Raw genomic sequence first — 23,267 nt, forward strand, 5'->3', positions numbered from 1 at the left:
GTAGAACAGGATAGAATATAAAGATGTGATTAGGAGACGGAAATGACAGAAACCATTGTCTTGAGAGTGATTCAGTTGCTCTTGGTTATAACTTTATTAGCAACATTAAGCTTATTTATTTGGCAATATTTTAAAGCAAAGGCACCCATATTTAAGAAATTTGGTTTGGGGGCATTGATTGGCTTTTTTACTGATTTTGGTGATACTTTAGGTATTGGCTCTTTTGCAACCACAACGGCAGCCTTTCAAGCAACTCACTTTATTGATGATGGTCGGAAATTACCAGGGACGCTTAATACGATGCACGCTATTCCCGTCATGGTAGAAGCGCTATTCTTTATTACCGCCGTAAAAGTTGAGCTCATGACTTTGATTCCGATGACGACAGCAGCTGTACTTGGGGCTTATTTTGGCACCCATATTACCAAAAACTGGCATGCACCAACTGTGCAACGTGTAATGGCGTTTGCGTTATTAATTGCTATCGTGATTATGGTCGTTAGAATGGTAACAACGCCAGGTGCTAACAATGCTTTGAGCGTTCATGGCTTACATGGGTGGTGGTTAGTGTTAGGTATTGCTTTCAATTTTGGCATTGGTATATTAATGACGATGGGGCTTGGTAATTATGCACCAGAATTAATTTTCTTTTCACTGATGGGTGTTAATCCAAGTATTGCGTTTCCTGTGATGATGTTGGACGCTGCATTGATTATGCCAACGACGGCGTGGAATGTTGTGAAGATGAAGCGAGTATCCTGGCAAGGACTAGCAGGCATGGTGGTCGGTGGTGTTTTGGGTGTCTTCATGGCCGCAAAATTTTTTACGAGTTTGAACGTTACTTTATTACAAATACTCATTATTGTTGTGTCACTGTGGACGGCATTTATGCTATTTAGAAACTCATATAAAAATAATATAAAAAAAATCGATGTATAGGGTTGTCAACCATGCAAATATTTGTTATTATAATATAGTTGTTTGAGACGACATGGGAGTGTAGCGAAGTCTGGCTAAACGCGACGGACTGTAAATCCGTTCCTTCGGGTTCGTAGGTTCGAATCCTACCGCTCCCATATAATGATATTGTAAAATATCATTATTGCCCCTTGGCCAAGTGGTAAGGCAGTGGTTTTTGGTACCGCTATGCGCTGGTTCGAATCCAGCAGGGGCAATGATAGAGAGAAGTAACGTGCTACGATGTAGCACGTTTTTTGTTGCGTTATTTTACCTGCTCAAAAGTTCACAGTTTGCAACACAAATAGTAAGAAATGACTTATAATGTTGTTGTAACTAAAAAAATTGGAGGCTATCATGGCTAAATTGACTGTTTCAGATTTGGAACTTTCAGGTAAGAAAGTATTAATGCGCGTTGACTTTAACGTGCCAATTAAAGACGGTGTTATTGGTAACGATAACCGTATTGTGGCCGCTTTGCCAACCATCAAGTATGTTTTGGAAAACAATGGCCGTGCAATTCTTTTCTCTCACTTGGGACGTATCAAGTCTGAAGATGATAAGAAAGAATTATCATTGGCACCCGTTGCTGCACGCTTGGGTGAATTATTGGGTAAGGACGTTAAGTTCGTGCCACAAACTCGCGGTGAAGAACTAGAATCAGCAATCAATGCTTTGCAAGATGGCGAAGTTTTGATGGTTGAAAACACACGTTTTGAAGATGTTGTTGACGGCGAAGTTGTCAAGAACGAATCAAAGAATAACCCTGAATTGGGTAAGTATTGGGCATCATTGGGTGATGACTTGTTCATCAACGATGCCTTTGGTACAGCACATCGTGCCCACGCTTCAAACGTTGGTATTGCTTCAAATGTTTCACAAGCAGCTGCTGGCTTCTTGATGGAAAAGGAAATCAAGTTCTTGGGTGATGCTGTTGCTAACCCAGTTCGTCCTTTTGTTGCCATTATTGGTGGTGCAAAAGTTTCTGACAAGATTGAAATTGTTAAGTCATTGTTAAACAAAGCTGACAAGGTGATTGTTGGTGGTGGTATGGCTTACACATTTGATGCTGCTAAGGGACATCAGATTGGTAACTCATTGTTTGAAGCTGATAAGGTTGAATTGGCAAAAGAATTAATGGCTGAAGCCGGTGACAAGCTTGTTTTGCCAGTTGATTCAATTACTGCTGATGCTTTCTCAAACGATGCAAAGACTGAAGTTGTTGATGCAGCAGCAGGTATCCCTGACGGTTACATGGGTCTTGATATCGGTCCTAAGTCAGTTCAATTGTTGCAAGACACATTGGCAGATGCTAAGACAGTTGTTTGGAACGGTCCTATGGGCGTGTTTGAAATGTCTAACTTTGCTAAGGGAACTTTGGCTATTGGTGAAGACCTTGTTAAAGTTACTGAAAATGGTGGCACAACTATCGTTGGTGGTGGTGACTCAACAGCCGCAGTACAACAATTGGGTGTTGCAGACAAGTTATCTCATATCTCAACTGGTGGTGGTGCTTCATTGGAATACCTTGAAGGTAAGACATTACCAGGTATTGCTTCTATTTCTGAAAAATAATCATGATATGATTCTAATAAAAAGGCTTAATGAAATAACATTAAGCCTTTTTTATGTGTCTTCAATGAGAAATGCTTTTTTAAAATGTTAAACGTTTAATTGTGTATTGCAGTCAATTATGGTTTAATATTTAACGGACAAAATAACGGGTGTCAGCGAGCACACATTTTGGAGGAAAATAGAACATGACAATTAGTCAGTCCATTGATGTTGAACAGACAACAAATACAAACAAAATGACGTCAGAACAAAAGGTCGTTTTGGGCTCTACAACACTAGGTTTCACCCTTGATCACATGGATGCAACTTTCTTATCATTTGCATTAGCACCAATGATCGTTGATTTAAATATCACAGGGACACAAGCAGGTGTAATTGCTGCAATGTCTAACTGGGGTGCATTACTTGGTAGTATATTATTTGGTATTTTAGCTGATCGTATTGGTCGCGTTAAGGTCTTATCTTATACAATTCTTTTGGTTACTTTTGCAACCGTCCTCCTAGCGTTTTTAGATAACGCACACACAATATATGCATCACGTTTCTTACTTGGTATGGGAACCGGTGGTGAGTATGGCGTTAGTATGGCATTGATTGCTGAGAGTTTTCGCGCAAGTCGCGTTGGTAAAATGAGCTCAATTACAGCAATCGGTGGACAAGTTGGTGCGATTCTAGCTGCCATATTGGCAACATTAATTATGCCAGCCTTTGGTTGGCGCGCGTTATTCTTGGTTGGTTTTCTACCGCTAATCGTTGTTTACATTGTGCGACGACACTTGAAAGAGACACAAGAATTTAAGACGTTACAAAAAGAATATAAAGATGGCAAAAAGAAATTCAATTTGGCTATCATTGCTAACACACCTAAAAAGGCGTATACATCATTTGCCTTGATTATCATGTTAACGATACAAACTGCTGGCTATTATGGTTTGATGAACTGGTTGCCTACGATTATGCGTAAGCAGTTAGGTATTACAGCAACAGTGACTGCTGGATATGTCAATCTTGGTATGATTCCAATTATTTTGGGTATGGCTGCAGGTATGATGACATTTGGTACAATCCTAGATCGAATTGGCCCTCGCCGGGTCTTTGCTATTTTCTTGATTGCATCGGCATTAATGATTTATGCCTTTACATTTGCCTATAACATGTGGACATTGACCATTTTAGGGGCAATTGTTGGTTTCTTTTCTAACGGTATGTACGGCGGTTATGGTGCGGTGATTAGTGCATTATATCCACCAGAGATTCGTGCAACAGCTGCTAATACATTGATGGGCTCAGGTCGTGCACTTGGCGCTTTCTCATCTGTTGTAATCGGCTGGATTATGGATAATTTCAGCGTTTCTGCAGTATTAATGAGTTTAGCAGCAATGTATATCATTAGTTTAGTTGTGATGTTATCCATTCCTGGATTTAAAACATTAGCACAACAAGATTATTAATTTAAAAGCAGCCAGTTGGCTGCTTTTTTTGCACGCACGCGTATGCACAAGCGCAATTTGTCATAGGAAGTCTGGTATAATAAAGGAGATTATTAATTAAAAGAACGTGGGGAGACATTAATGAATAAGGTATTGTCGATCGTTGTGCCAGCCTATAACGAAGAGACAACAATTACGACTTTTTTTGATACAGTTGAAAAAGTCGTCAAGTTACCGGCAGGATACAGCATAGAATATTGGTTTATTGATGATGGCTCCAAAGATAAAACGGCCGATGTCGTACGCCGTCTCAATGCGCAATATCCTGACCGAGTACATTATGTGCTCTTTTCGCGTAATTTTGGAAAAGAAGCCGCTTTATATGCTGGTTTACAGTCAGCACAGGGTGATTATGTAGCGGTGATGGATGCAGATTTGCAAGATCCACCAGAGATGCTACCAGAAATGCTAAATGGTATTGAAAATGATGGCTATGATGTTGTTGGGACGATTCGAACAACTCGTGAAGGTGAACCGCCAATTCGTTCTTTCTTTGCGGAATTGTTTTATAAGTTAATCAATCGTATTTCTTCGACACCAATGCCATCTGGCGTCCGTGATTATCGTCTGATGACACGACAAGTCGTCGATGCAATCTTGTCATTGGCAGAGCGCAACCGATTCTCTAAGGGACTGTTTAGCTGGGTTGGTTTTAATACAAAATATTTAGAATATAAAAATATTGATCGGACTGCAGGCAGTTCATCATGGTCATTTGGTAAATTATTTGCCTACTCGATTGAAGGTATTGTATCGTTTTCTGTTGTACCATTAGCCATTGTTTCTGTATTAGGCATTGCTATTGCGCTTTTGTCCGCAATTGCTATCGCCTTTATTATCCTTAGAAAAGTATTGTATGGTGGCAGTGTCGATGGGTGGGCCTCACTTGTTTCCGTTATTTTGTTTATGAGTGGTATACAGTTAACATCACTTGGTATTGTCGGTGAATACATTAGCAAGATTTATCTTGAAATCAAAAATAGACCGATTTATATTGCTAAGGAAAGTAAGTAATGAAGTAGGTACTTCATCAGCTAGGAGGAGTTTAATGCCTTATAAAGATTCATATGTTGCTAAAATTCGTGAAAAAATTGGTCATGATTTCAAATTAATTATGCCAACATCTGACGTTGTGATTGAAAATGACGCGGGTCAGTTAATGATGATTTATAATCGTGATTTTGATGGCTGGGCATTCCCTGGTGGTTATGTTGAGCCTGAATTGTCATGGCCGGAAAATGCAGCGCGTGAAGTACTTGAAGAATCTGGCATTAATGCAGCAGCTGACGATTTAATCGCTATTGGTATGGTATCAGGTCCCGATTATCAGGGGCATTATCCAAATGGGGATGTGACACAGCTCTTTTCAAATATTTTCTTATTGCAGAACTGGTCCTTTGAATCTGACATGATTGACGAAAGTGAAATTGACGGTAAAAAGTGGGTATCACCACAAGACATTGAAGCGATGCACCTTACTTTTTCGGGTCGCGCAGTTTATCAAATTTATCGCCATTATAAAATAACGCAGCAGGCACAAATATTAACGACATCTAGTCAATTACAACGATTTGTCGATGCTCAAGATGGTAAAGTGACAGCCGTCAGTGACTATGTATCAGCTGTGGCAGAATTATCAGCTGGACAAAAGCAAACCCATTGGATGTGGTTTGTTTTGCCTCAGTTACGTGGCTTAGGTAGCAGTGAACGGGCACGCTACTATGGCATAGCGGACGCCACTGAAGCCAAATTTTATTTAGTCGATGACTTATTAAGGCAACGTTTAGAGAAGGTTCTCAATGTACTATTGTCACTTGAAACGACGGATCCAGTTGCAGTATTTGGTCAAGTAGATGCTAAAAAGTTACAGGCTAGCTTAACCTTATTTGCATATGTTGCACATGATAAATCATTGTATCAGCGTGCTTTAGAGCAGTACTTTGACGGTAAACAACATCAAGAAACGTTGGACCTGTTAGCGCAAACAGTATCTTAATGTAGCAGGCAGGAGACACTATGGGATTAATTTATGATATGTGGCATCGTAAATCATCAACAAAAGTTCATGATGATATGTTGACACAAACAGAACAACTACAAAGTGAAAATGATCAACTATTAGATGAAATTGAAGCTTTGAAGCTTGATGTGAGTGAACTGAAAACAGAAAATCAGCGCTTATCAGATCAATTGAATCATAGTCAATACCACCGAGCTTTGGTGAAAACGAGTATTGGATTAGCGGTATTATTAGCAAGTTATGTTCTTTTTAATTGGTTAAACGAGTCAGCTAATGGCATTGTCCTTATTTTACTAATTGAGGCAATATTCATGTTTATGATGTTACGAGGTGAAGAAAAATGACAAAAACACGACGCATTCCCTTTGTCGTTGCTAACTGGAAAATTAATAAGCTACAATCAGAAATCGCTGAATTTTTGGATAATGTGAACAGTAAAGTGCCAAGTCAAACAGTTGTTGAAACTGGTATTGCAGCCCAAGATCTATTTTTGGCTGATATGGTGAGAGCAACGCAAGACTCACCGATTCATATTGTTGCTGAAAATGTGCACTGGGAAGACGCGGGAGCGTATACAGGTGAAACATCACCACGTGCTTTAAAAGATATCGGTGCAACGTATGTTTTAATCGGTCATTTTGAACGTCGTAAATTTTTCAATGAAAATGATTCAACCGTCAACTTAAAGGTTATGGCTGCTTTACGTAATGGCTTACGCCCCATTATTGATGTGGATGAAGACATGAGTAAATATGCTCAGTTTATGGATGCTGAGCCGTCTGTTGCTCAGGTTGCTTCAGCATTGGCTGGTGTATCTGTTGATCAAATCCGTAACATCACGATTGCTTATGAACCAACATGGGCAATCGGTTCTGGAGAGGCGGCAACGTCTGAACAGGCGCAAAAGGCTGCGCACCTTATTCGACAAACATTGGCTAAGCTTTATTCGCCAGTGATTGCTGAACAAGTAAGAATTCTGTATGGCGGTTCGGTTACGCCAGATAATGCTAGTGCATTGTTGCAACAACCTGATATTGATGGTGTCTTGGTAGGAACAGCTGCTTTAGATCCAGTTAAATTTTTGGAATTAATTAACATTGCCAAGCAACCAAGCATGCCTGGTCAATTTGATACTGATGAAGTTTAGGTCGTGATTTAATATATTGCAACACCGTTTAGGTGTTGCTTTTTTACATGGATATGCAAAATCATATTGAATTTTTGGAACTGTAAGCGTAAAGTCTTTGTTATTGGAACTAAATATCAAGAAGGACAAAAGTATGTTAGAAAAAGCAGCATATAAACAGATTTTTAAAACGTCATTCAAGAGTCCAGTAACTGTTGAATTTTGGGATGGGGAAACACAAGCCTACGGTGAGGGAACACCTATTGCCAAAATCATTATGCACGAGCCAGTATCTATCAAGGACATCATGGCCCATGCTTCTCTTACTTTGGGTGAAGCTTATATGGATGGCAAAATTGAAGTTCAAGGTGATTTACAGCAATTAGTTACCTCAGCTTATCTCTCAAGCCAGAGTTTCTTGCGTGGCTCAAAATTTGCAAAATTTATTCCTAAGCGTAGCCATAGTGAAAAGGCAAGCAAAGAGGATGTACAAAGTCATTATGACATTGGTAATGAATTTTATAAGATGTGGCTCGATCCAACGATGACCTATTCATGTGCTTATTTTGCCAATGAATCAGATACTTTGGAAATGGCACAAACGAATAAAGTGCACCATATTCTTAATAAGTTAAACGTTAAACCAGGCGAAACATTGCTCGATATCGGTTGTGGTTGGGGGACATTAGTCCTAACAGCAGCTAAAGAGTATGGTTTGAAAGCAACCGGCGTGACGCTTAGCCAGCAGCAATATGATCTTGTTAATCAAAAAATTGCGGCTGAAGGCCTCGAAGGGCAAGTCAGCGTCATACTAGAAGACTATCGTGAAGTGAAGCAACAATATGATCACATTACATCAGTTGGCATGTTTGAGCACGTTGGTAAAGAAAATCTAGAAGCATATTTTGAACAAGTTGATAAATTACTAGTGGATAATGGTACTGCCTTAATTCACGGTATTACTGGTCAACAAAAGGGTGAAGGCGTTGATGCCTGGATCAACAAATATATCTTCCCAGGTGGTTATATTCCAGGCTTGTCAGAAAATATTGAACACATCATGGGCACATCACTTCAGATTGATGATTTGGAGCCACTGCGTCGTCATTATCAAAAGACACTTGAAATTTGGGCGGATAATTTTCATGCCGTTAAAGATCATGTCTTAGAGCATTATGGTGAGCGTTTCTACAGAATGTGGGATTTGTATCTTCAAGCTTGTGCAGCATCATTTGAAGCCGGTAATATTGACGTTGTGCAGTACTTAATGACCAAGGGACCATCAAGTGCGAATTTGCCAATGACACGTTCATATATTTACCATGCTGATGTGGCGAGTGGTGTAAAGTAAACAAACCTATAGGTTTCACTATTAAATGTTTTATAAATAGTGATATAATGTACATGGTATTAAACATTAAAACCAGCAAACAAAAGGAGAATGGACACATGTCTTTAATCACTGATATTATCGCACGTGAAGTCTTGGACTCACGTGGTAACCCAACACTTGAAGCAGAAGTCATTACTGAATTAGGCGGATTTGGTCGCGGTATGGTACCTTCAGGTGCCTCAACTGGTGAACACGAAGCTGTCGAATTACGCGATGGTGACAAAGCACGCTTTGGTGGTAAGGGTACAACAAAGGCCGTTGCCAATGTTAACGATGTTATCGCAAAGGCTTTGGTTGGTAACTATGACGTTACAGACCAACGTGCAATTGACCAAGCTATGATCGACTTGGATGGTACTGAAAACAAAGGTAAGTTAGGTGCCAACGCTATTTTGGCTGTCTCAATTGCCGCAGCACGTGCTGCAGCCGATGAATTAGGTGTGCCTTTGTTCTCATACATTGGTGGTATGAATTCATACGTATTGCCAACACCAATGATGAACGTTATCAACGGTGGTGCTCACTCAGCTAACAAGGTTGATTTCCAAGAATTCATGATCATGCCAGTTGGTGCACCTTCAATCAAGGAAGCTATCCGTTATGGTTCAGAAACTTTCCACGCTTTGAAGAAGTTGTTGGAAGCTGACGGTAAGGCAACTTCAGTTGGTGATGAAGGTGGATTCGCACCTGACTTTGCTAACAACGAAGAACCTTTGGAATACTTGATTCGTGCCATCGAAGCTGCTGGTTACAAGCCAGGTCAAGATATTGCTATTGCTGTTGACGTTGCTTCTTCAGAATTGTGGGATGCTGACAAGTCAAAGTATGTGCTACGTTGGTCAACAGAAGAAGAATTTACAACATCAGAATTCATCAAGTACCTTGAAAACTTGGCAGACAAGTATCCTATCATTTCAATTGAAGATCCTATCGATGAAAACAACTGGGATGATTGGGCACAAATTACTGCTGAATTAGGCAAGAAGGTTCAATTGGTTGGTGACGACTTCTTTGTTACTAACACAGACTACTTGGCTAAGGGTATTAAGATGGGCGCAGCTAACTCAATCTTGATTAAGGTTAACCAAATCGGTACTTTGTCAGAAACACTTGACGCTATCGAAATGGCCAAGGAAGCTGGTTATACAGCGATTGTTTCACATCGTTCAGGTGAAACTGAAGATACAACAATTTCTGACTTGGTTGTGGCTACAAACGCTGGTCAAATCAAGACAGGTTCAATGAGCCGTACAGATCGTATTGCTAAGTATAACCAATTGATTCGCATTGAAGAATTGTTGGGTGACGTTGCTAAGTATAAGGGTATTCATTCATTCTATAACTTATCAGCACAAGCTCGCGAAAATATTCAAAGCAAGTAATCATGACAATAAAGAATCGTCCTTCGGGGCGATTTTTTAGTACATATGATAAGGAGTGAGCGTAAAAATGGTACAAAGGTGTTCATGGCTGTCACATTATCCAGTTGATGCATTAATGACGCAATATCATGATGAAGAATGGGGGAATCCTCAAGATGAAACAGATCAAGACTTATTTGAAATGTTGAGTTTAGAAATTTTTCAGGCTGGTTTAAATTGGCGGATTGTCTTACATAAACGTCTAAACTTGCGACAGGCCTTTCATCAATTCGACATTGGTCGTGTTGCGGACATGACAGCAGATGAAGTTGAACTTTTGTTACAAGATACTGGTATTATCCGTAATCGTATGAAAATCGAAGCAACAGTTCACAATGCCACATGTATTCAAAGCATTCAAGAGACATTTGGTAGCTTCTCGAACTATATTTGGCATTTTACGCAAGGATCAGTGGTAAACCATCAGGTTACCGATTATAACGCAATAGCGGCTAAAGATGCACTCTCAGAACGTGTTGCTAAAGATATGAAAAAACGTGGCTTTAAATTTACGGGACCGGTTACGATATATGCGTTTTTACAGAGTATTGGTATTATTAATGATCATGAAGTGGGGTGCGACTTCAATCCAGATAATGCATAAATGTTGTTATAAAGCCCTTTAGGATATGGTAAGATTAATTTAAAATACACGTTTATTGCATACTAGTGTCAGAGGGAGCGGCAATGGTAAAACATTTTATTGGCAATATCTTATTAAGTAGTAACATGGCGGAGTTACAAATCTCTAATCAAAGTGGCAAAATAATTGAAGCTGTGAAACGTAACCTTACAGAAGTTGACCTGAGGAAAAGTAAACAGAAATTTTCGCCTGATTTGGTACAACGTACATTAGAACAGCTGCAACGTTTTAACCAACTTTTACGTGATTATGGCGTAATCGAGGTTTATTTGTTTGGTACTGAGCGTTTGAGTCGTATTGTCAATGCTGTTTATCTAGTGGATCAGATCGAAAGTGAGACAGGCTTACGGTTAAAATGGTTAAATGCGAATCAAGAGAGTTATTACCGACAAATTGCAATGCGCGCTAACGGTGATAATATCAATGATATGTTGGCACAAAATGTGTTTGTTATGGGGATGACATCCGACAGACTAGACTTGGGTTATTATGAAGCACAACAATTTCGCTTTAATCAACATTCAGCGATAGGGCCAATTCGTTTAGCTCAAACGATTAACCAATTAGCTGTAGAGACAGTTGATCAAATGGCGTTCACAAATGAATACATTAGTAGTAAAATGGCTGATTTCTGGCATATGTTGCCTGAGCATCAGAAAAGTGAAACGCTGATTATTCAAGGTAGCGAAATGTTACAGAAAATATTGCTGTCGGATCAAGCCAGCAGTACATTTTTGAATCAGCAACATCTTGATACGTTATTGCATGATTTTAATCTCATGTCTGATCAAGCTGTGAGTGATAGCTATCATATTGAAGTGAGCCAAGTACCCTTTGCACTAACAGAGATGCTTTTAGTCGAACATGTGCGTCAGGCAATTGGTGCCAAGCAAATTTATATCGTGCGCCTTAATGTATTAGACGGTATCGTAGCAAACTTATCCCGCCATCAAAATGGTGAAAAAGATATCATGACAGCTGCTCGTGGTATTTCAGATCGTTATTTGGTGGAACGACAACATCGTGATGTTGTTTTGGATTTTGCATGGCAACTATTTGATCGGTTAAAAAGAGTGCATCGTTTAGAAAATAGAGACCGTTTATTGTTGGGTGTTGCCGCGCTCGTCCATGATGTGGGGAGCTTTATCAATTCTCAGCGCCACTATCAATATTCAGAAGAAATTTTGAAGGGCATTGATTTTTATGGCTTATCAACCACTGAACAACGCATGATTGCTGCCATTGCGCGTTATCATAGTGCAGAAGTGCCAGATAGTAATTTACAAGAGGTACAAGAATTTTCACCGGTTCAGCGTATTCGCATTGCTAAATTATCAGCATTACTCAGATTAGCTGATGCATTAGATGATAGTCGTCGGCAAAAAATAACGAAATTAAGTATCTCATTAAAAGATCAAAATATTGTCGTTGTGGCTAGTAGTGAACAAGATTTGCAGTTAGAAATCCTAGTGTTTAATCAAAAAGCGCGCTTTTTTGAGTCTGTGTTTGGTCGTGCGGTTAAATTGAAGCAACGGAGGCAACATTTCTCATGACAAATGAACTAAAAAATCCACAATATTACGTTAATCGTGAGGTAAGCTGGCTAAAATTCAATGATCGTGTTTTGGAAGAAGCCCGTGATTTACAGAATCCATTGCTCGAACGTGCCAAGTTTTTGGCTATTACGCAAAGTAACCTAGACGAGTGGTACATGGTACGTGTTGCCAGTTTGCGTCAACAAGTGAAGTTGGGACATACTAAGTTAGATGCAGCGGGGATGACACCGCTCGAACAACTAACACAAATTAGTGCCTTAGCTGGGAAACAAGTAAAAAATCAATATCAAACGCTGGCACGTAGCATTCTACCGGCAATGGAACGAGCAGGGTATACTTTGGTAAAGCCAGAAGCGTTAGCGCCGGATCAAATTGCCTTTGCACAACGCTTTTTTGAAAAAGAATTATTACCGGTTCTAACGCCGATGGCAATTGATGGCACGCGACCATTTCCCTTTTTGGCTAACGACACATTGAATATTGCGGTACGTTTAAAACAGCAAAATGATAATAATGATGATAAAAAATTTGCCGTGTTACAAGTGCCTAATACGTCCGGGCGTGTTATTAAATTACCGCAAGCGGGACAAAGTATTTTAGTTGAAGATATTATTCAACATTTCATTGCCTCATTATTCCCTGGCTTTATCGTAAAAGAAACGGCTGTTTTTCATGTTTTGCGTGATATGGAGTTAGACGTCGCCGATGACGAAGATACACCAAATATCTTGCAAGAGGTACAAACTAAGCTCCAAGAACGTGAACGCGGTCAAGTGATTCGTGTGATGTTTAGTTCGCGGGCTAGTAAACATCTCAGAAAACAAATTTTGAATCCATTAAGCATTGATGAATCACGCGTTTATGATGTTAACGGTCCGATTGATTTATCATTCATTAAGAGCTGGCTTAAGTTAATAGATGAACCAGAATTAGAATATAAGCCGTTTCAAGCTTATGAAAATCCTGGATTAGATGCGGAACATATATTTGAAAATCTACATGTGCATGATTATCTATTACATCACCCATATGATACATTTAAGTCAGTTGTTGATTTCATCCGACAGGCGTCATTAGACACGCAGGTTTTAGCGATTAAAATGACATTGTATCGTGTTTCAGGAAACTCACCTATTATTAAGGCGTTGGGCTATGCTGCCGAGCAAGGCAAGCAAGTGACGGTGTTAGTAGAGATTAAAGCGCGTTTTGATGAAGAAAATAATGTGCATTGGGCCCGTGAACTTGAAAAGCGTGGCGTTCATGTGATTTATGGTCTTCGTGGTCTCAAAACACATGCCAAAGCTGCCTTGGTTGTACGTCGTGAAGACGATACTATTCGTCGCTACGTTCATTTGGGAACAGGGAATTATAATGATGTCACGGCCAATTTCTATACGGACATGGGAATTTTGACATCTGATAGTGAAATAGGAGCTGACGTGGCCGCCATTTTTAATATTTTGACTGGCTATTCAGATCTTGAATATTTCCATCAATTGCATATGTCACCAGATGGTATTCGTGAGTATATTTATCGTAAAATCGATGATGAAATTAAAAATGCGCAAGCAGGTAACCCAGCTGAAATCTTTATGAAATTTAATTCTTTGTCTGATGAGCGCATGATTCGTCATCTATATCGTGCTAGCCAAGCTGGTGTTAAAATTCGTCTTATTATTCGCGGTATTAACATGTTAAAAGTTGGCATTCCAGGTATTAGCGAAAATATCGAAGTACATTCTATTGTTGGCAGATTCTTGGAACATAGTCGTATTTATGGTTTTCATAATAATGGTAATCCACAAATCTATCTATCCAGTGCTGATCTGATGACGCGTAATCTTGATCGCCGTGTAGAGTTGTTATTTCCCATTAAACAGGCAACTTTACGTGACGAAGCACTCAATATTTTTAATACGATGTGGGAAGATAATGTCAAAACCCGCGTTGCACAAACGGATGGCACTTATGCCAAAAGAGACCGTCGTGGCGTTGCAACTGTTAATGCACAACAGGCCTTTATTCAACAAGCCGAAGTGCAGGTAGAACGTGTGCGCCATGAGCAAAAACAAAAAACAATACCCAAATTTGAACCACTAAATAATCCATTTACGCAATAAATTTAGTCATCTGAAAGGTATAATATGGCAATAATAGCAATAATTGATTTAGGCTCCAACTCTGTTAGAATGACAGTTAGCGAATATCATCAAGATGGTTCGTATCGTGTTTTGGCACGTCGTCAAGAAATGGTACGCTTATCCAAAAAAATGGGAACGCATAAGATCTTACAGCCCGAAGCAATAGCTCGAACGATGAAAGCTTTAAAATCCTTTAAAATGACATTAAAGGATTACCCAAAGGCACAGGTCGTAGCAGTTGCGACAGCTGCAGTAAGGCAAGCTAGTAATCAGGCTGAGTTCTTATCATGCTTTAAAGAAGAACTTGAAATGGACTTGCGGGTACTGACAGGCGAGGAAGAAGCTTATTATGATTATGTGGGTATTGTGAATACGTTGCAGGTGCCGAATGCATTGATTCTAGATACGGGTGGTGCATCAGCTGAATTAGTATTAGTTCGTCAGAACCAAGCAGCCCATGTCATCAGCTTACCAGTGGGCGCTGTATCTATTAGTGAGGCCTACTTAGAAAAGGACATAATCTCTGCTGCTGGATTGTTTCAAGCATCATTGGCATTGCGCCAACTATTCAACGATGTGTCATGGCTAGCCGATGCTAAACGACTGCCCATCATTGCATTGGGCGGTAGTAATCGAACCCTTGCCAAGATATCTCGGCGGCAAGGTCAAGATATCGACTTGCCAATTCATGGTTATCATTTGAGTAGTCAAGACGCGACAAAGATTTATCACAGCATTCTCAGTAAAGGGTTGGAAGCGCGTAAACAAGTACCGGGATTAGCTAAAGAACGTGCAGATATCATTGTTGGCGGTCTTTTACCATTGATTGAGCTATCGTTACGACTGGTAAGTCAACAGGTTATCTTCTCACAAAGTGGCTTGCGTGAAGGTATTTTATTTGAAACCATTCAACAACAAACTGGACATCAAGTTGTCTCACCAGAACCAGCGGCCATGACGGTCGATGTTGATGAATAATTATGGCACGAGGGCTAGTGTTACCAACGTTTTTAAGGTAAACTATTGATTATGGAAAACTTTCAAGAACAACTAAAAGATCGGCGTACTTTTGCGATTATTTCTCATCCTGATGCCGGTAAAACAACATTAACAGAACAATTACTTTTGCATGGTGGTGTGATTCGCGAAGCTGGAACAGTTAAGGGCCGTGGCTCAAACAAGTTAGCTTCTTCTGACTGGATGGCCATTGAACAACAGCGTGGTATTTCAGTAACTTCCTCTGTCTTACAGTTCGATTATGAAGGTAAGCGCATTAATATTTTGGATACACCTGGACACGAAGATTTCTCTGAAGATACTTATCGAACATTGATGGCAGTTGATTCAGTTGTTATGGTTGTCGATGCCGCAAAGGGTATTGAGCCACAGACAAAAAAGCTATTTGAAATTGTTTCACAGCGTGGTATCCCAGTTTTCACATTCTTTAACAAGATTGATCGTGATGCACGTCATCCATTGGACTTGGTTGACGAGCTAGAGAGTACCTTGGGTATTCAAGCTTATCCAATGAATTGGCCAGTAGGTTCAGGTCATATATTACAAGGCATTTATGATTTGCGTCGCCAAGAACTAATCGATTTTCCGAATGCAACGCCTCATCCAGAAGTTGTTGATGAGACGATGGACGAAGTGGAATTATTGCAAGATGCGGGGAATGACTTTGACCAAGAAGCTATTGCGAAGGGCAAGTTAACACCCGTATTCTTCGGATCAGCATTGGTGAACTTTGGGGTTACCGAATTTTTGCGTGAATATTTGAATTATGCCCCTTCACCGGCTGCTGCTAAGACAGTAGATGACCGTGAAGTGCAGCCAGAGGATGAACAGTTTACTGGCTTTGTCTTCAAAATTCAAGCCAACATGGATCCAAGGCACCGTGATCGTATTGCTTTTGTTCGTATTGTCAGTGGTGAGTTTAATCGTGGCATGGATGTGACGTTGCAACGCAATGGTAAAAAAATGCGCTTGTCTAATGTGACACAGTTCATGGCCGAGGAACGTGAAAACGTGCAAACAGCCGTACCTGGTGATATTATTGGCCTTTACGATACTGGTAATTTCCAAATTGGGGATACAATTTTCTCAGGTAAAAAAGCAGTTCAATTCCCTGAATTACCTACTTTTACGCCTGAATTATTTAATCGGGTCATTGCCAAGGATGTGATGAAACAAAAATCATATCATAAAGGGATTGACCAGCTTGTGCAAGAAGGAACGATTCAATTGTATAAGTCTTGGTTGGGTAGTGACTATATTATTGGTGCTGTAGGGCAATTGCAGTTTGAAGTCTTCCAATTCAGAATGGAAAACGAATATAATACCGAGATTCAGTTTGAACCAATGGGTAGTAAGGTAGCACGTTGGATTGATCCAAATCAATTAGATGAGAAAATGAGTTCAACACGTAATTTATTGGTAAAGGACCGCTTTGATAATCCAGTCTTCCTCTTTGAAAATAAGTTTGCGATGAATTGGTTTATGGATAAATATCCTGATGTTGAATTAGAAGAAAAGATGTAAAAAGCACGTATCAGTTACGGGCTTTTTTTATGTGGAGATGTATGACAATGTGGACATATCACTTTAAAATCGATGCGGTGGAAGCCGGTAAAACAATTAAAGAATTGTGGGAAGCATGGTATCTACCACAACGCATTCGGGGTGCTTTACGTATTCATCGGACTTATCAAGTTAACGGCCAGTATGTTCCAACTAATTACTTATTAAAGCAGGACGACGACTTGAAAATTGATTTTTTGGCGGACTTTTTTCGAACATCAGATTCACAGTATCAGCCCAATACAGCATGTACCGTGCCCATTATTTTTGAGAATGATGATTTAGTCATTGTGGATAAACCTGCTGGAATGAAGATGCATCCGCATTCACCTACTGAACAAGATACATTATTGCATTATCTTGCAGGATATTTTAAAGTGCAGCAAACAACAAGCGCGGGTACGGTAGCTAGACCTTATATGATTCATCGTTTGGATCGTGAAACATCCGGGCTAGTTATCGTGGCGAAAAATCCAGTTGTTGTACCTATTATGAACCGCTTATTAGCCGACAAAAAAATTCAACGAACATATTTAGCTTGGGTGACGGGAAGTGTACCAGCTCGATCAGGTATGATGAATGAACCAATTGGTATAGATGAAAGAGATGAGCGTAAACGGGCTGTCAATGGGCTGGCAGCGCAACCAGCGATTACGAACTGGTATCGTGTGCACGCCGTTTATCAAAATACACTATTGCGGTTGAAACTAGATACAGGTCGTATGCATCAAATTCGAGTTCATCTCGCGTTCCATGGACATCCAATTGTTGGGGATAGCTTATATGGTGACGAAAATGTCTATCCTCGGATGTTATTACACGCTATGAGCATTGGTATGATTATGCCATTTAGCCGGCAAACTCATTTTGTAACGGGGACTTTACCTAAAGACTTTCCTAATCAACTGAAATTATGAAGTAAATAATGTGGTGTTTTTATTTATATGTACGAGTTTAAAAGACAGTAATATAAAACTAATAGCCTAATGGTGAAGTGGTGAATGACATTCACCACTTTTTTTGAGCAATTAAGATTGCGCATGTATTGATTATTGATTAATCATGATAAATCATCACGATGTAGTGTAAAAACACAAAACGTCATTAGATAATGCGCTTACTATCAAGAAAGCAACACCATAATGAAAAATACGCTAGTTTTATTTGCGTGACAAACGCTATTACTGATTGCTAGTATGGATGAGGGACTTCAGATAAAGTAGGGTGGAAAGATATGGGCTTTGAACAAGATATTAAACGTATGCGACTAGAAAAGGGGCTAACACAACAAGAGCTAGCAGAGAGTATTCATGTTAGCCGTCAAACAGTTTCTACTTGGGAGACAGGAAAGAACTATCCTAGTTTAGAAGTTTTGCGGAGTTTAAGTCTTTTATTCAACGTATCTTTCGAACAAATTATTTTTGGAGAGAAACCAACTATGGCAGACAACAAAGAAGTTAACATTGCAACCACTATTGACACAGATATTTTATTAAAGCATAAATATAAGCGAATATCGCTTTTCTTGGGTGTCATATTAAGCTTAGTAGCCATTTGGGCTATAACACTAGCGATAGGCTATCATAATGGTATTAGTCAAATTGATCGCTTTAATCCGTTTTTGCAGTACCAAGTCGGCTATACGAAGTTACCAAATGATGATGTTATTAATCCTCGTAATCGTATCAATAGAGGTTATTGGACACGATGGTTTTCTGATAATGAGATGGGTACATCATGGTCGAAATTAACAGTGACAACCGGTTTGAATCCAGGATTAAAGGAACCATATGTTATGGCATATCACAAGGGGAGTTACGTTAAAATAGCTAGAATTGTGCCGGGAGAAGCGGTCAATACGGTGTCGAAAAGTAATGTTGCAGCGATTAATCAACTCACTTATTCTAAAAAACATGATAATCTGAGTGTAAATACCTCATCAGAAGAAGCATTAAAACAAACACTAAAAAATACCGTACATTTTTCCCAGGCGATCCAAGAAATGGTAGTTGAATGATAAAGATAAGATATATGCTTTAAATGACTATTAGTTCGTTGATTTGACATGATTTTTGGAGACATGATACGCTACGTATCACGATTTTATAGCCATGGTATAATTGATAGCTCGTTTTACTAGATAATTGTCTTCATAATAGATGGTAGAGGTATTTCAGTTGAACATTGGTGATAGAATTAAAGAACAGCGTTTATATAAATCTTGGACCCAAGAACAGTTAGCTCATTTTTTAAATGTATCACGCTCCACTGTTTCAAGTTGGGAAGTTGGACGCAATTATCCAGACTTAGAGACTATTGTAGCTATTAGTGATCTTTTTGAAATATCTCTTGATAAGTTATTGAGAGAGGATAGTATAATGGTCAGGGAAACAAGTAAAAAAGCGAAACATTTTAAATTATATAAAATTGCATTCGTTATATTAAGTATAATTGTTGTATCGTATATTGGGTATAATCAGAAGTTAAAGCATGATGAAACGATCTATCGTGCGAATCTCCAATCCAATGGTTGGAAATTAGATACGAATCCTGCTTCAGGCGGTAATGCCTATGAATTATATCAAAATGGGACAAAGTATTGGACTTATATTTTACCAGCGGGGTTCATTGGTTTTCCATTATCTGAGCAAAAGATTGATGTTATTGTTAAAAAAGGAAAGTTAACCGTTGATGTTCATGGACGGGACACTTTTGAAGTGATTCTATCGGAAAGTAATGACTCTGATATAACCTTTAGTGCTAAAGTTATCGTAGATCAAGAAGGTCATTTTTTGAGTTCGGAAGACAAGATATCTGGTCGTAAAAAAGCACAAATTAAAAAGTATTTATTGTATTATCAAAACGATTATAAACAAATGATTCATAATGGCATGTTACAGAGAAAGCGCATTATAACTAGGCATTGATGATGTTGTATAATTATTAAGCAATTAGAATAATATTATTAGGGGGAACAATGATAGAAGATGTAAGGTTACTATCTCAGGCGGTCAGTGAGATGGCAGACCAACTAGGGGACTCTTTTAGGCGCCCAGTATCTTTGGCTTTAGCTTTAGGTGATATGGGAGGCACTTGGGAAACTTTTAGTAAGATACTGAGTTCAACTAATTTACTAGTTAATACTGAAGATGTGAGTGAATATTCAATAGATGACTTTAGGAAATCTTTTGCTAAAGTAGACCCTCTATTTGCTGATATTAAGGACTTGTATATCGTTAAAATTGTAAATGCTTTGGCACAGGAATATATAGAAGAACTATACATGGTCTCTAAAAAACTAACGTATGAACTAGATGACCGCTATAAAATACCGTATTAATTGATTAAAATAAACAGTTCGAGTAAAAAAGAGGATGCATATGCGTCCTCTTTTTTATATTAAAATAAATGCACGATGATTGATCATGACAAATCACTGATTTAGAGCAACAAAAAAATCGTCCATAGACGATTTTTATTAACAGATTAAGCTTCAGCTTGTACTTCTGTTTCTTCTTCCTTTGTCAAGAAGAACTTTGTTACAACGGCAGCCAATGCGCCACCAGCAAAGTTAGCAATCAAGTAAACCCAAATGTGAGCTAATGCCTTCCCTTGTACGAACAATGCAGGAGCTAATGCACGAGCAGGGTTAAGTGAGCCACCAGTGATTGGCATAACAACAATAATTAAGATACCGAGCCAAAGACCAATGATAATTGGTGCTGGTGTATGGCGTTGCAAAGTTAAGATAGAAACAACCAATACGAACAAGAAAGTAATCACAAATTCAATGGCTAATGCATACCATTCTTGACCATTTGAGAAGTTTGTTTGTCCCAAACCAGCTAAGTTAACGAACTGTGAAACAGTCATACTTTGACCTGAAAGTGCAGAAGTCACAGTTGATGACTTTAAGTAAGGGGCAACACCACCGTAAATAGCAGCAGATGCAAGAATAGCACCTAAGAACTGTGCGAAGATGTAACCGATGAAGTCAATCCAACTCAAGCGCTTTTGAATAGCCATTGATAATGACACGGCTGGGTTAAAGTGACCACCTGAAATTGGGCCGAAAGCATAGATAGCAACAGCTAATGCAACGGCGAATGACAATCCAATAGTGATAGGAGATTGTGCAGTAGCGGCTGAATAAACAACGCTTCCTGTTCCAATTGCTACCAAGATGAAAGTTCCTATAAACTCTGCGATATATTTACGCATGAATTAACTCTCCTTATATGAATGTGCAAAGCACAAATTTAATAACACAATCCATTATACAATAGTAGATTAAACGGTTGTTAAATAATACACTCACTTCTTACATTTTATGCTATTTTTCTGTGAAACTTAAGGCATTTAATGCAACCAAGATAGTTGAGGCCGACATCAAAATAGCACCAATCATTGGATTTAACAAAAAACCAATTGGTGCGAGAACACCAGCAGCTAGTGGAATAGCAAAGATATTGTAACCAGCGCCCCACCAGAGATTTTGAATTTGTTTACGATGTGAGCGTTGGCAAAGTGTTAAGAAACTCATAATTTGTGGTAAATGGTCGGAAACTAAGACAGTATCAGCAGAAGCTTGTGCGACGTCTGCACCAGCACCAATAGCGATACTCAAATCTGCCTGAGCTAGTGCAGGTGCATCATTAATACCATCGCCAATCATCATGACAGGACCATCTTGCTGATATTGTGTGACCAACTGGATTTTATCTTGTGGTGAAACAAGGGCGTGCACGTCATCAATATCTAATGCTTGCGCAACTTTTTGCGCGCTACTGAGATTATCACCGGTTACAAGGACTGGTATCAGATGTTGTGCTTTCAAATGATCAATGAAGGCCTTAGCCGATTCTTTAATGGCGTCGCCTTGACTCACAGCACCAATAACTTTTGTATCAGCAAGTAAGTAAGAAACGCTGTTACCAACTGTCGTATCTACTGGTGAGTAGTCAATATGGTGTTCATCAAGATATCGAGATGAGGCTAGGATATAACGTTGCTGATCAATGATGCCACTAACACCGATACCAGCAATATTATTCACATCATGGGCGATTAGTTGTGGTGCTTTTTTTGCTTTTGCATGTGCCACGATGGATGCCGCTAGAGGATGCGTTGATTGTTGATCGAGAGCTGCCATAATAGCTAATGCCCTTTGCGCATCAAAGTCGTAAGTTGTCACTGCAGTTACCGTAAATTGACCAGTTGTTAGGGTACCTGTTTTATCCATTAAGGCATAGCGCAGCATGTCAGTATTTTGTAAAGCTTTGCGGTTTTTAATCAAAATGCCACGTGCTGCAGCTAATGACTTAGTTCGGGCAATAACCATGGGAACAGCCAAGCCTAAAGCATGGGGACAAGCAATAACGAGTATGGTAACTGCAATATTAATTGCATTGCTGAGGCCAGTAATTGGTAACCAGACCACAACGGCCAACACAGCGACAACTAATGCTACCCAGAATAACCATGAAGCCACACGATCAGCTACTGTTTCAATTTGAGATTTGTTATCTTGGGAAGTAGTAAGTGCCTGTTGCAAGCGACCAATGAATGAATAATCACCGATAAACGTTACTTTGACTAATAAGGTACCATTGCCGTTAATCGTACCACCTACTACGGCGCTATCTTTTTGCTTATCAATTAAACGACTTTCCCCAGTCATTAATGACTCATCAACTTGACTATGTCCTTCCAAAACAATGCCATCTGTGGGAAAGCTTTCGCCAGCTAACACTTGCAGTATCATATCTTGCTTAATTTCGGCCAAAGGCATGTCATGAACCATATCATCGTGTTTAACATGCGCGATGCGTGGCAACAATGCTTGTAGTTTAGACGTGGCGTCACCAGCTTGCATAGTGACACTCATTTCAATACGATGACCCAATAACATGATGACAGTTAGTGTGGCAAATTCCCAGAAAAAATCCATCATATGTGGATGCATATGGAACATTTCATTAGCAATAACGGTGTATATGGAATAAAAATAAGTCACAATTAAGGCCATACTAATTAAGCTCAGCATTGCGGGTTTGCGATGACTAAGTTCCATTTTAGCGCCTTTGAAAAAAGGCGGTGTACCCACGATAAATAAAATAGTAGCTAAAACTGTAACCAGCCATATGCTCCCTGTAAAAGTCCATGTGAATGGGAGACTTAGACCCATAAATGGCGCCATAATAATAATTGGCACCATTAAGATTAGAGACCACCAAAAACGTTTGGTTAAGTCATCCATATCCATATCCATACTATTATGGTGATGATTATTGTGCGAAGACGGTGTATGTTGCTGCTCTTGCATGGACATATGGTTATGATGGTCCATATTGTGATGATCCATT

Annotated in this window: 20 protein-coding genes and 2 tRNA genes; 20 read left to right on the top strand and 2 right to left on the bottom strand. The window is 39.3% G+C overall.

Translation table 11 applies throughout. The annotated features are described in order from the left end of the window. Positions 1 to 42 precede the first annotated feature (42 nt). From C5L23_RS02925 to C5L23_RS03020, 20 genes are all read left to right on the top strand, one after another. Positions 43 to 939 (top strand): sodium:solute symporter, encoded by an 897-nt coding sequence (locus tag C5L23_RS02925; protein ID WP_133264267.1) that lies wholly within the window; start codon positions 43 to 45, stop codon positions 937 to 939. Positions 940 to 993: 54 nt separating this feature from the next. Continuing rightward, positions 994 to 1,076 (top strand) — tRNA-Tyr (locus C5L23_RS02930). Positions 1,077 to 1,103: 27 nt separating this feature from the next. After that, a tRNA-Gln gene (locus C5L23_RS02935) sits at positions 1,104 to 1,175 on the top strand. Positions 1,176 to 1,314: 139 nt separating this feature from the next. Further along, complete coding sequence (locus C5L23_RS02940) at positions 1,315 to 2,532, top strand: phosphoglycerate kinase (protein ID WP_010007456.1); 1,218 nt, start codon at positions 1,315 to 1,317, stop codon at positions 2,530 to 2,532. 185 nt (positions 2,533 to 2,717) lie between these two features. Further along, entirely contained in the window at positions 2,718 to 3,983 is a 1,266-nt protein-coding gene (locus C5L23_RS02945) for an MFS transporter (RefSeq protein WP_010007455.1), read from the top strand. Between the two features lie 120 nt (positions 3,984 to 4,103). Beyond that, complete coding sequence (locus C5L23_RS02950; RefSeq protein ID WP_010007454.1) at positions 4,104 to 5,036, top strand: glycosyltransferase family 2 protein; 933 nt, start codon at positions 4,104 to 4,106, stop codon at positions 5,034 to 5,036. 34 nt (positions 5,037 to 5,070) lie between these two features. Beyond that, complete coding sequence (locus C5L23_RS02955) at positions 5,071 to 6,018, top strand: DUF1810 family protein (RefSeq protein ID WP_010007453.1); 948 nt, start codon at positions 5,071 to 5,073, stop codon at positions 6,016 to 6,018. A gap of 20 nt (positions 6,019 to 6,038) precedes the next feature. Then, the gene (locus C5L23_RS02960; protein WP_010007452.1) at positions 6,039 to 6,386 is read left to right on the top strand and encodes a hypothetical protein; all 348 of its coding nucleotides are present in this window, start codon (positions 6,039 to 6,041) and stop codon (positions 6,384 to 6,386) included. Continuing rightward, positions 6,383 to 7,189, top strand: coding sequence for a triose-phosphate isomerase (tpiA, locus tag C5L23_RS02965; protein ID WP_010007450.1), 807 nt, complete (start codon positions 6,383 to 6,385; stop codon positions 7,187 to 7,189). Before C5L23_RS02960 ends, tpiA begins: the two co-directional genes overlap by 4 nt. A 133-nt stretch (positions 7,190 to 7,322) precedes the next feature. Next, entirely contained in the window at positions 7,323 to 8,519 is a 1,197-nt protein-coding gene (locus C5L23_RS02970; protein WP_010007449.1) for an SAM-dependent methyltransferase, read from the top strand. 98 nt (positions 8,520 to 8,617) lie between these two features. Beyond that, entirely contained in the window at positions 8,618 to 9,943 is a 1,326-nt protein-coding gene (gene eno, locus C5L23_RS02975) for a phosphopyruvate hydratase (RefSeq protein ID WP_010007448.1), read from the top strand. 67 nt (positions 9,944 to 10,010) lie between these two features. Beyond that, positions 10,011 to 10,586, top strand: a complete 576-nt coding sequence (locus C5L23_RS02980; RefSeq protein ID WP_010007447.1) for a DNA-3-methyladenine glycosylase I — start codon at positions 10,011 to 10,013, stop codon at positions 10,584 to 10,586. An 83-nt stretch (positions 10,587 to 10,669) separates the two neighbouring features. After that, positions 10,670 to 12,178, top strand: a complete 1,509-nt coding sequence (locus tag C5L23_RS02985) for an HD domain-containing protein (RefSeq protein ID WP_010007446.1) — start codon at positions 10,670 to 10,672, stop codon at positions 12,176 to 12,178. Next, a complete protein-coding gene (locus C5L23_RS02990; protein WP_133264268.1) occupies positions 12,175 to 14,301 on the top strand; it encodes an RNA degradosome polyphosphate kinase in 2,127 nt (708 codons plus the stop codon). Before C5L23_RS02985 ends, C5L23_RS02990 begins: the two co-directional genes overlap by 4 nt. Before the next feature lie 24 nt (positions 14,302 to 14,325). Then, on the top strand, positions 14,326 to 15,300 hold the full coding sequence (locus C5L23_RS02995; protein ID WP_010007442.1) for a Ppx/GppA family phosphatase: 975 nt from the start codon (positions 14,326 to 14,328) through the stop codon (positions 15,298 to 15,300). Between the two features lie 51 nt (positions 15,301 to 15,351). Beyond that, the gene (locus C5L23_RS03000; protein ID WP_010007441.1) at positions 15,352 to 16,863 is read left to right on the top strand and encodes a peptide chain release factor 3; all 1,512 of its coding nucleotides are present in this window, start codon (positions 15,352 to 15,354) and stop codon (positions 16,861 to 16,863) included. A 41-nt stretch (positions 16,864 to 16,904) separates the two neighbouring features. Next, a complete protein-coding gene (locus C5L23_RS03005) occupies positions 16,905 to 17,819 on the top strand; it encodes an RluA family pseudouridine synthase (protein WP_133264269.1) in 915 nt (304 codons plus the stop codon). A 317-nt stretch (positions 17,820 to 18,136) separates the two neighbouring features. Continuing rightward, on the top strand, positions 18,137 to 18,919 hold the full coding sequence (locus C5L23_RS03010) for a helix-turn-helix domain-containing protein (protein WP_010007440.1): 783 nt from the start codon (positions 18,137 to 18,139) through the stop codon (positions 18,917 to 18,919). A 160-nt stretch (positions 18,920 to 19,079) separates the two neighbouring features. Continuing rightward, a complete protein-coding gene (locus tag C5L23_RS03015) occupies positions 19,080 to 19,829 on the top strand; it encodes a helix-turn-helix domain-containing protein (protein ID WP_010007439.1) in 750 nt (249 codons plus the stop codon). A gap of 50 nt (positions 19,830 to 19,879) precedes the next feature. Continuing rightward, positions 19,880 to 20,242 carry a hypothetical protein gene (locus C5L23_RS03020; protein ID WP_010007437.1) on the top strand — a complete coding sequence of 121 codons (363 nt, stop codon included), beginning with the start codon at positions 19,880 to 19,882 and terminating at the stop codon, positions 20,240 to 20,242. A gap of 146 nt (positions 20,243 to 20,388) precedes the next feature. Here the strand turns inward: C5L23_RS03020 and C5L23_RS03025 are convergent, their stop codons facing one another. Together C5L23_RS03025 and C5L23_RS03030 are read right to left on the bottom strand one after the other, a co-directional pair. Then, a complete protein-coding gene (locus C5L23_RS03025; RefSeq protein WP_010007435.1) occupies positions 20,389 to 21,123 on the bottom strand; it encodes an MIP/aquaporin family protein in 735 nt (244 codons plus the stop codon). A 112-nt stretch (positions 21,124 to 21,235) separates the two neighbouring features. Continuing rightward, positions 21,236 to 23,266: a copper-translocating P-type ATPase gene (locus tag C5L23_RS03030; RefSeq protein WP_133264270.1), complete on the bottom strand. Its 2,031-nt coding sequence runs from the start codon at positions 23,264 to 23,266 to the stop codon at positions 21,236 to 21,238. Between the last annotated feature and the right edge of the window lies 1 nt (position 23,267).

It is taken from the genome of Leuconostoc fallax (assembly GCF_004354645.1).
Lineage (GTDB): Bacteria > Bacillota > Bacilli > Lactobacillales > Lactobacillaceae > Leuconostoc_B > Leuconostoc_B fallax.

What these genes read in the sequence shown, in the direction of transcription:
- C5L23_RS02925 (WP_133264267.1), top strand. Translation starts at nt 43, where the DNA reads ATGACAGAAACCATTGTCTTGAGAGTGATTCAGTTGCTCTTGGTTATA.
- C5L23_RS02940 (WP_010007456.1), top strand. Translation starts at nt 1,315, where the DNA reads ATGGCTAAATTGACTGTTTCAGATTTGGAACTTTCAGGTAAGAAAGTA.
- C5L23_RS02945 (WP_010007455.1), top strand. Translation starts at nt 2,718, where the DNA reads ATGACAATTAGTCAGTCCATTGATGTTGAACAGACAACAAATACAAAC.
- C5L23_RS02950 (WP_010007454.1), top strand. Translation starts at nt 4,104, where the DNA reads ATGAATAAGGTATTGTCGATCGTTGTGCCAGCCTATAACGAAGAGACA.
- C5L23_RS02955 (WP_010007453.1), top strand. Translation starts at nt 5,071, where the DNA reads ATGCCTTATAAAGATTCATATGTTGCTAAAATTCGTGAAAAAATTGGT.
- C5L23_RS02960 (WP_010007452.1), top strand. Translation starts at nt 6,039, where the DNA reads ATGGGATTAATTTATGATATGTGGCATCGTAAATCATCAACAAAAGTT.
- tpiA (WP_010007450.1), top strand. Translation starts at nt 6,383, where the DNA reads ATGACAAAAACACGACGCATTCCCTTTGTCGTTGCTAACTGGAAAATT.
- C5L23_RS02970 (WP_010007449.1), top strand. Translation starts at nt 7,323, where the DNA reads ATGTTAGAAAAAGCAGCATATAAACAGATTTTTAAAACGTCATTCAAG.
- eno (WP_010007448.1), top strand. Translation starts at nt 8,618, where the DNA reads ATGTCTTTAATCACTGATATTATCGCACGTGAAGTCTTGGACTCACGT.
- C5L23_RS02980 (WP_010007447.1), top strand. Translation starts at nt 10,011, where the DNA reads ATGGTACAAAGGTGTTCATGGCTGTCACATTATCCAGTTGATGCATTA.
- C5L23_RS02985 (WP_010007446.1), top strand. Translation starts at nt 10,670, where the DNA reads ATGGTAAAACATTTTATTGGCAATATCTTATTAAGTAGTAACATGGCG.
- C5L23_RS02990 (WP_133264268.1), top strand. Translation starts at nt 12,175, where the DNA reads ATGACAAATGAACTAAAAAATCCACAATATTACGTTAATCGTGAGGTA.
- C5L23_RS02995 (WP_010007442.1), top strand. Translation starts at nt 14,326, where the DNA reads ATGGCAATAATAGCAATAATTGATTTAGGCTCCAACTCTGTTAGAATG.
- C5L23_RS03000 (WP_010007441.1), top strand. Translation starts at nt 15,352, where the DNA reads ATGGAAAACTTTCAAGAACAACTAAAAGATCGGCGTACTTTTGCGATT.
- C5L23_RS03005 (WP_133264269.1), top strand. Translation starts at nt 16,905, where the DNA reads ATGACAATGTGGACATATCACTTTAAAATCGATGCGGTGGAAGCCGGT.
- C5L23_RS03010 (WP_010007440.1), top strand. Translation starts at nt 18,137, where the DNA reads ATGGGCTTTGAACAAGATATTAAACGTATGCGACTAGAAAAGGGGCTA.
- C5L23_RS03020 (WP_010007437.1), top strand. Translation starts at nt 19,880, where the DNA reads ATGATAGAAGATGTAAGGTTACTATCTCAGGCGGTCAGTGAGATGGCA.
- C5L23_RS03025 (WP_010007435.1), bottom strand. Translation starts at nt 21,123, where the DNA reads ATGCGTAAATATATCGCAGAGTTTATAGGAACTTTCATCTTGGTAGCA.
- C5L23_RS03030 (WP_133264270.1), bottom strand. Translation starts at nt 23,266, where the DNA reads ATGGATCATCACAATATGGACCATCATAACCATATGTCCATGCAAGAG.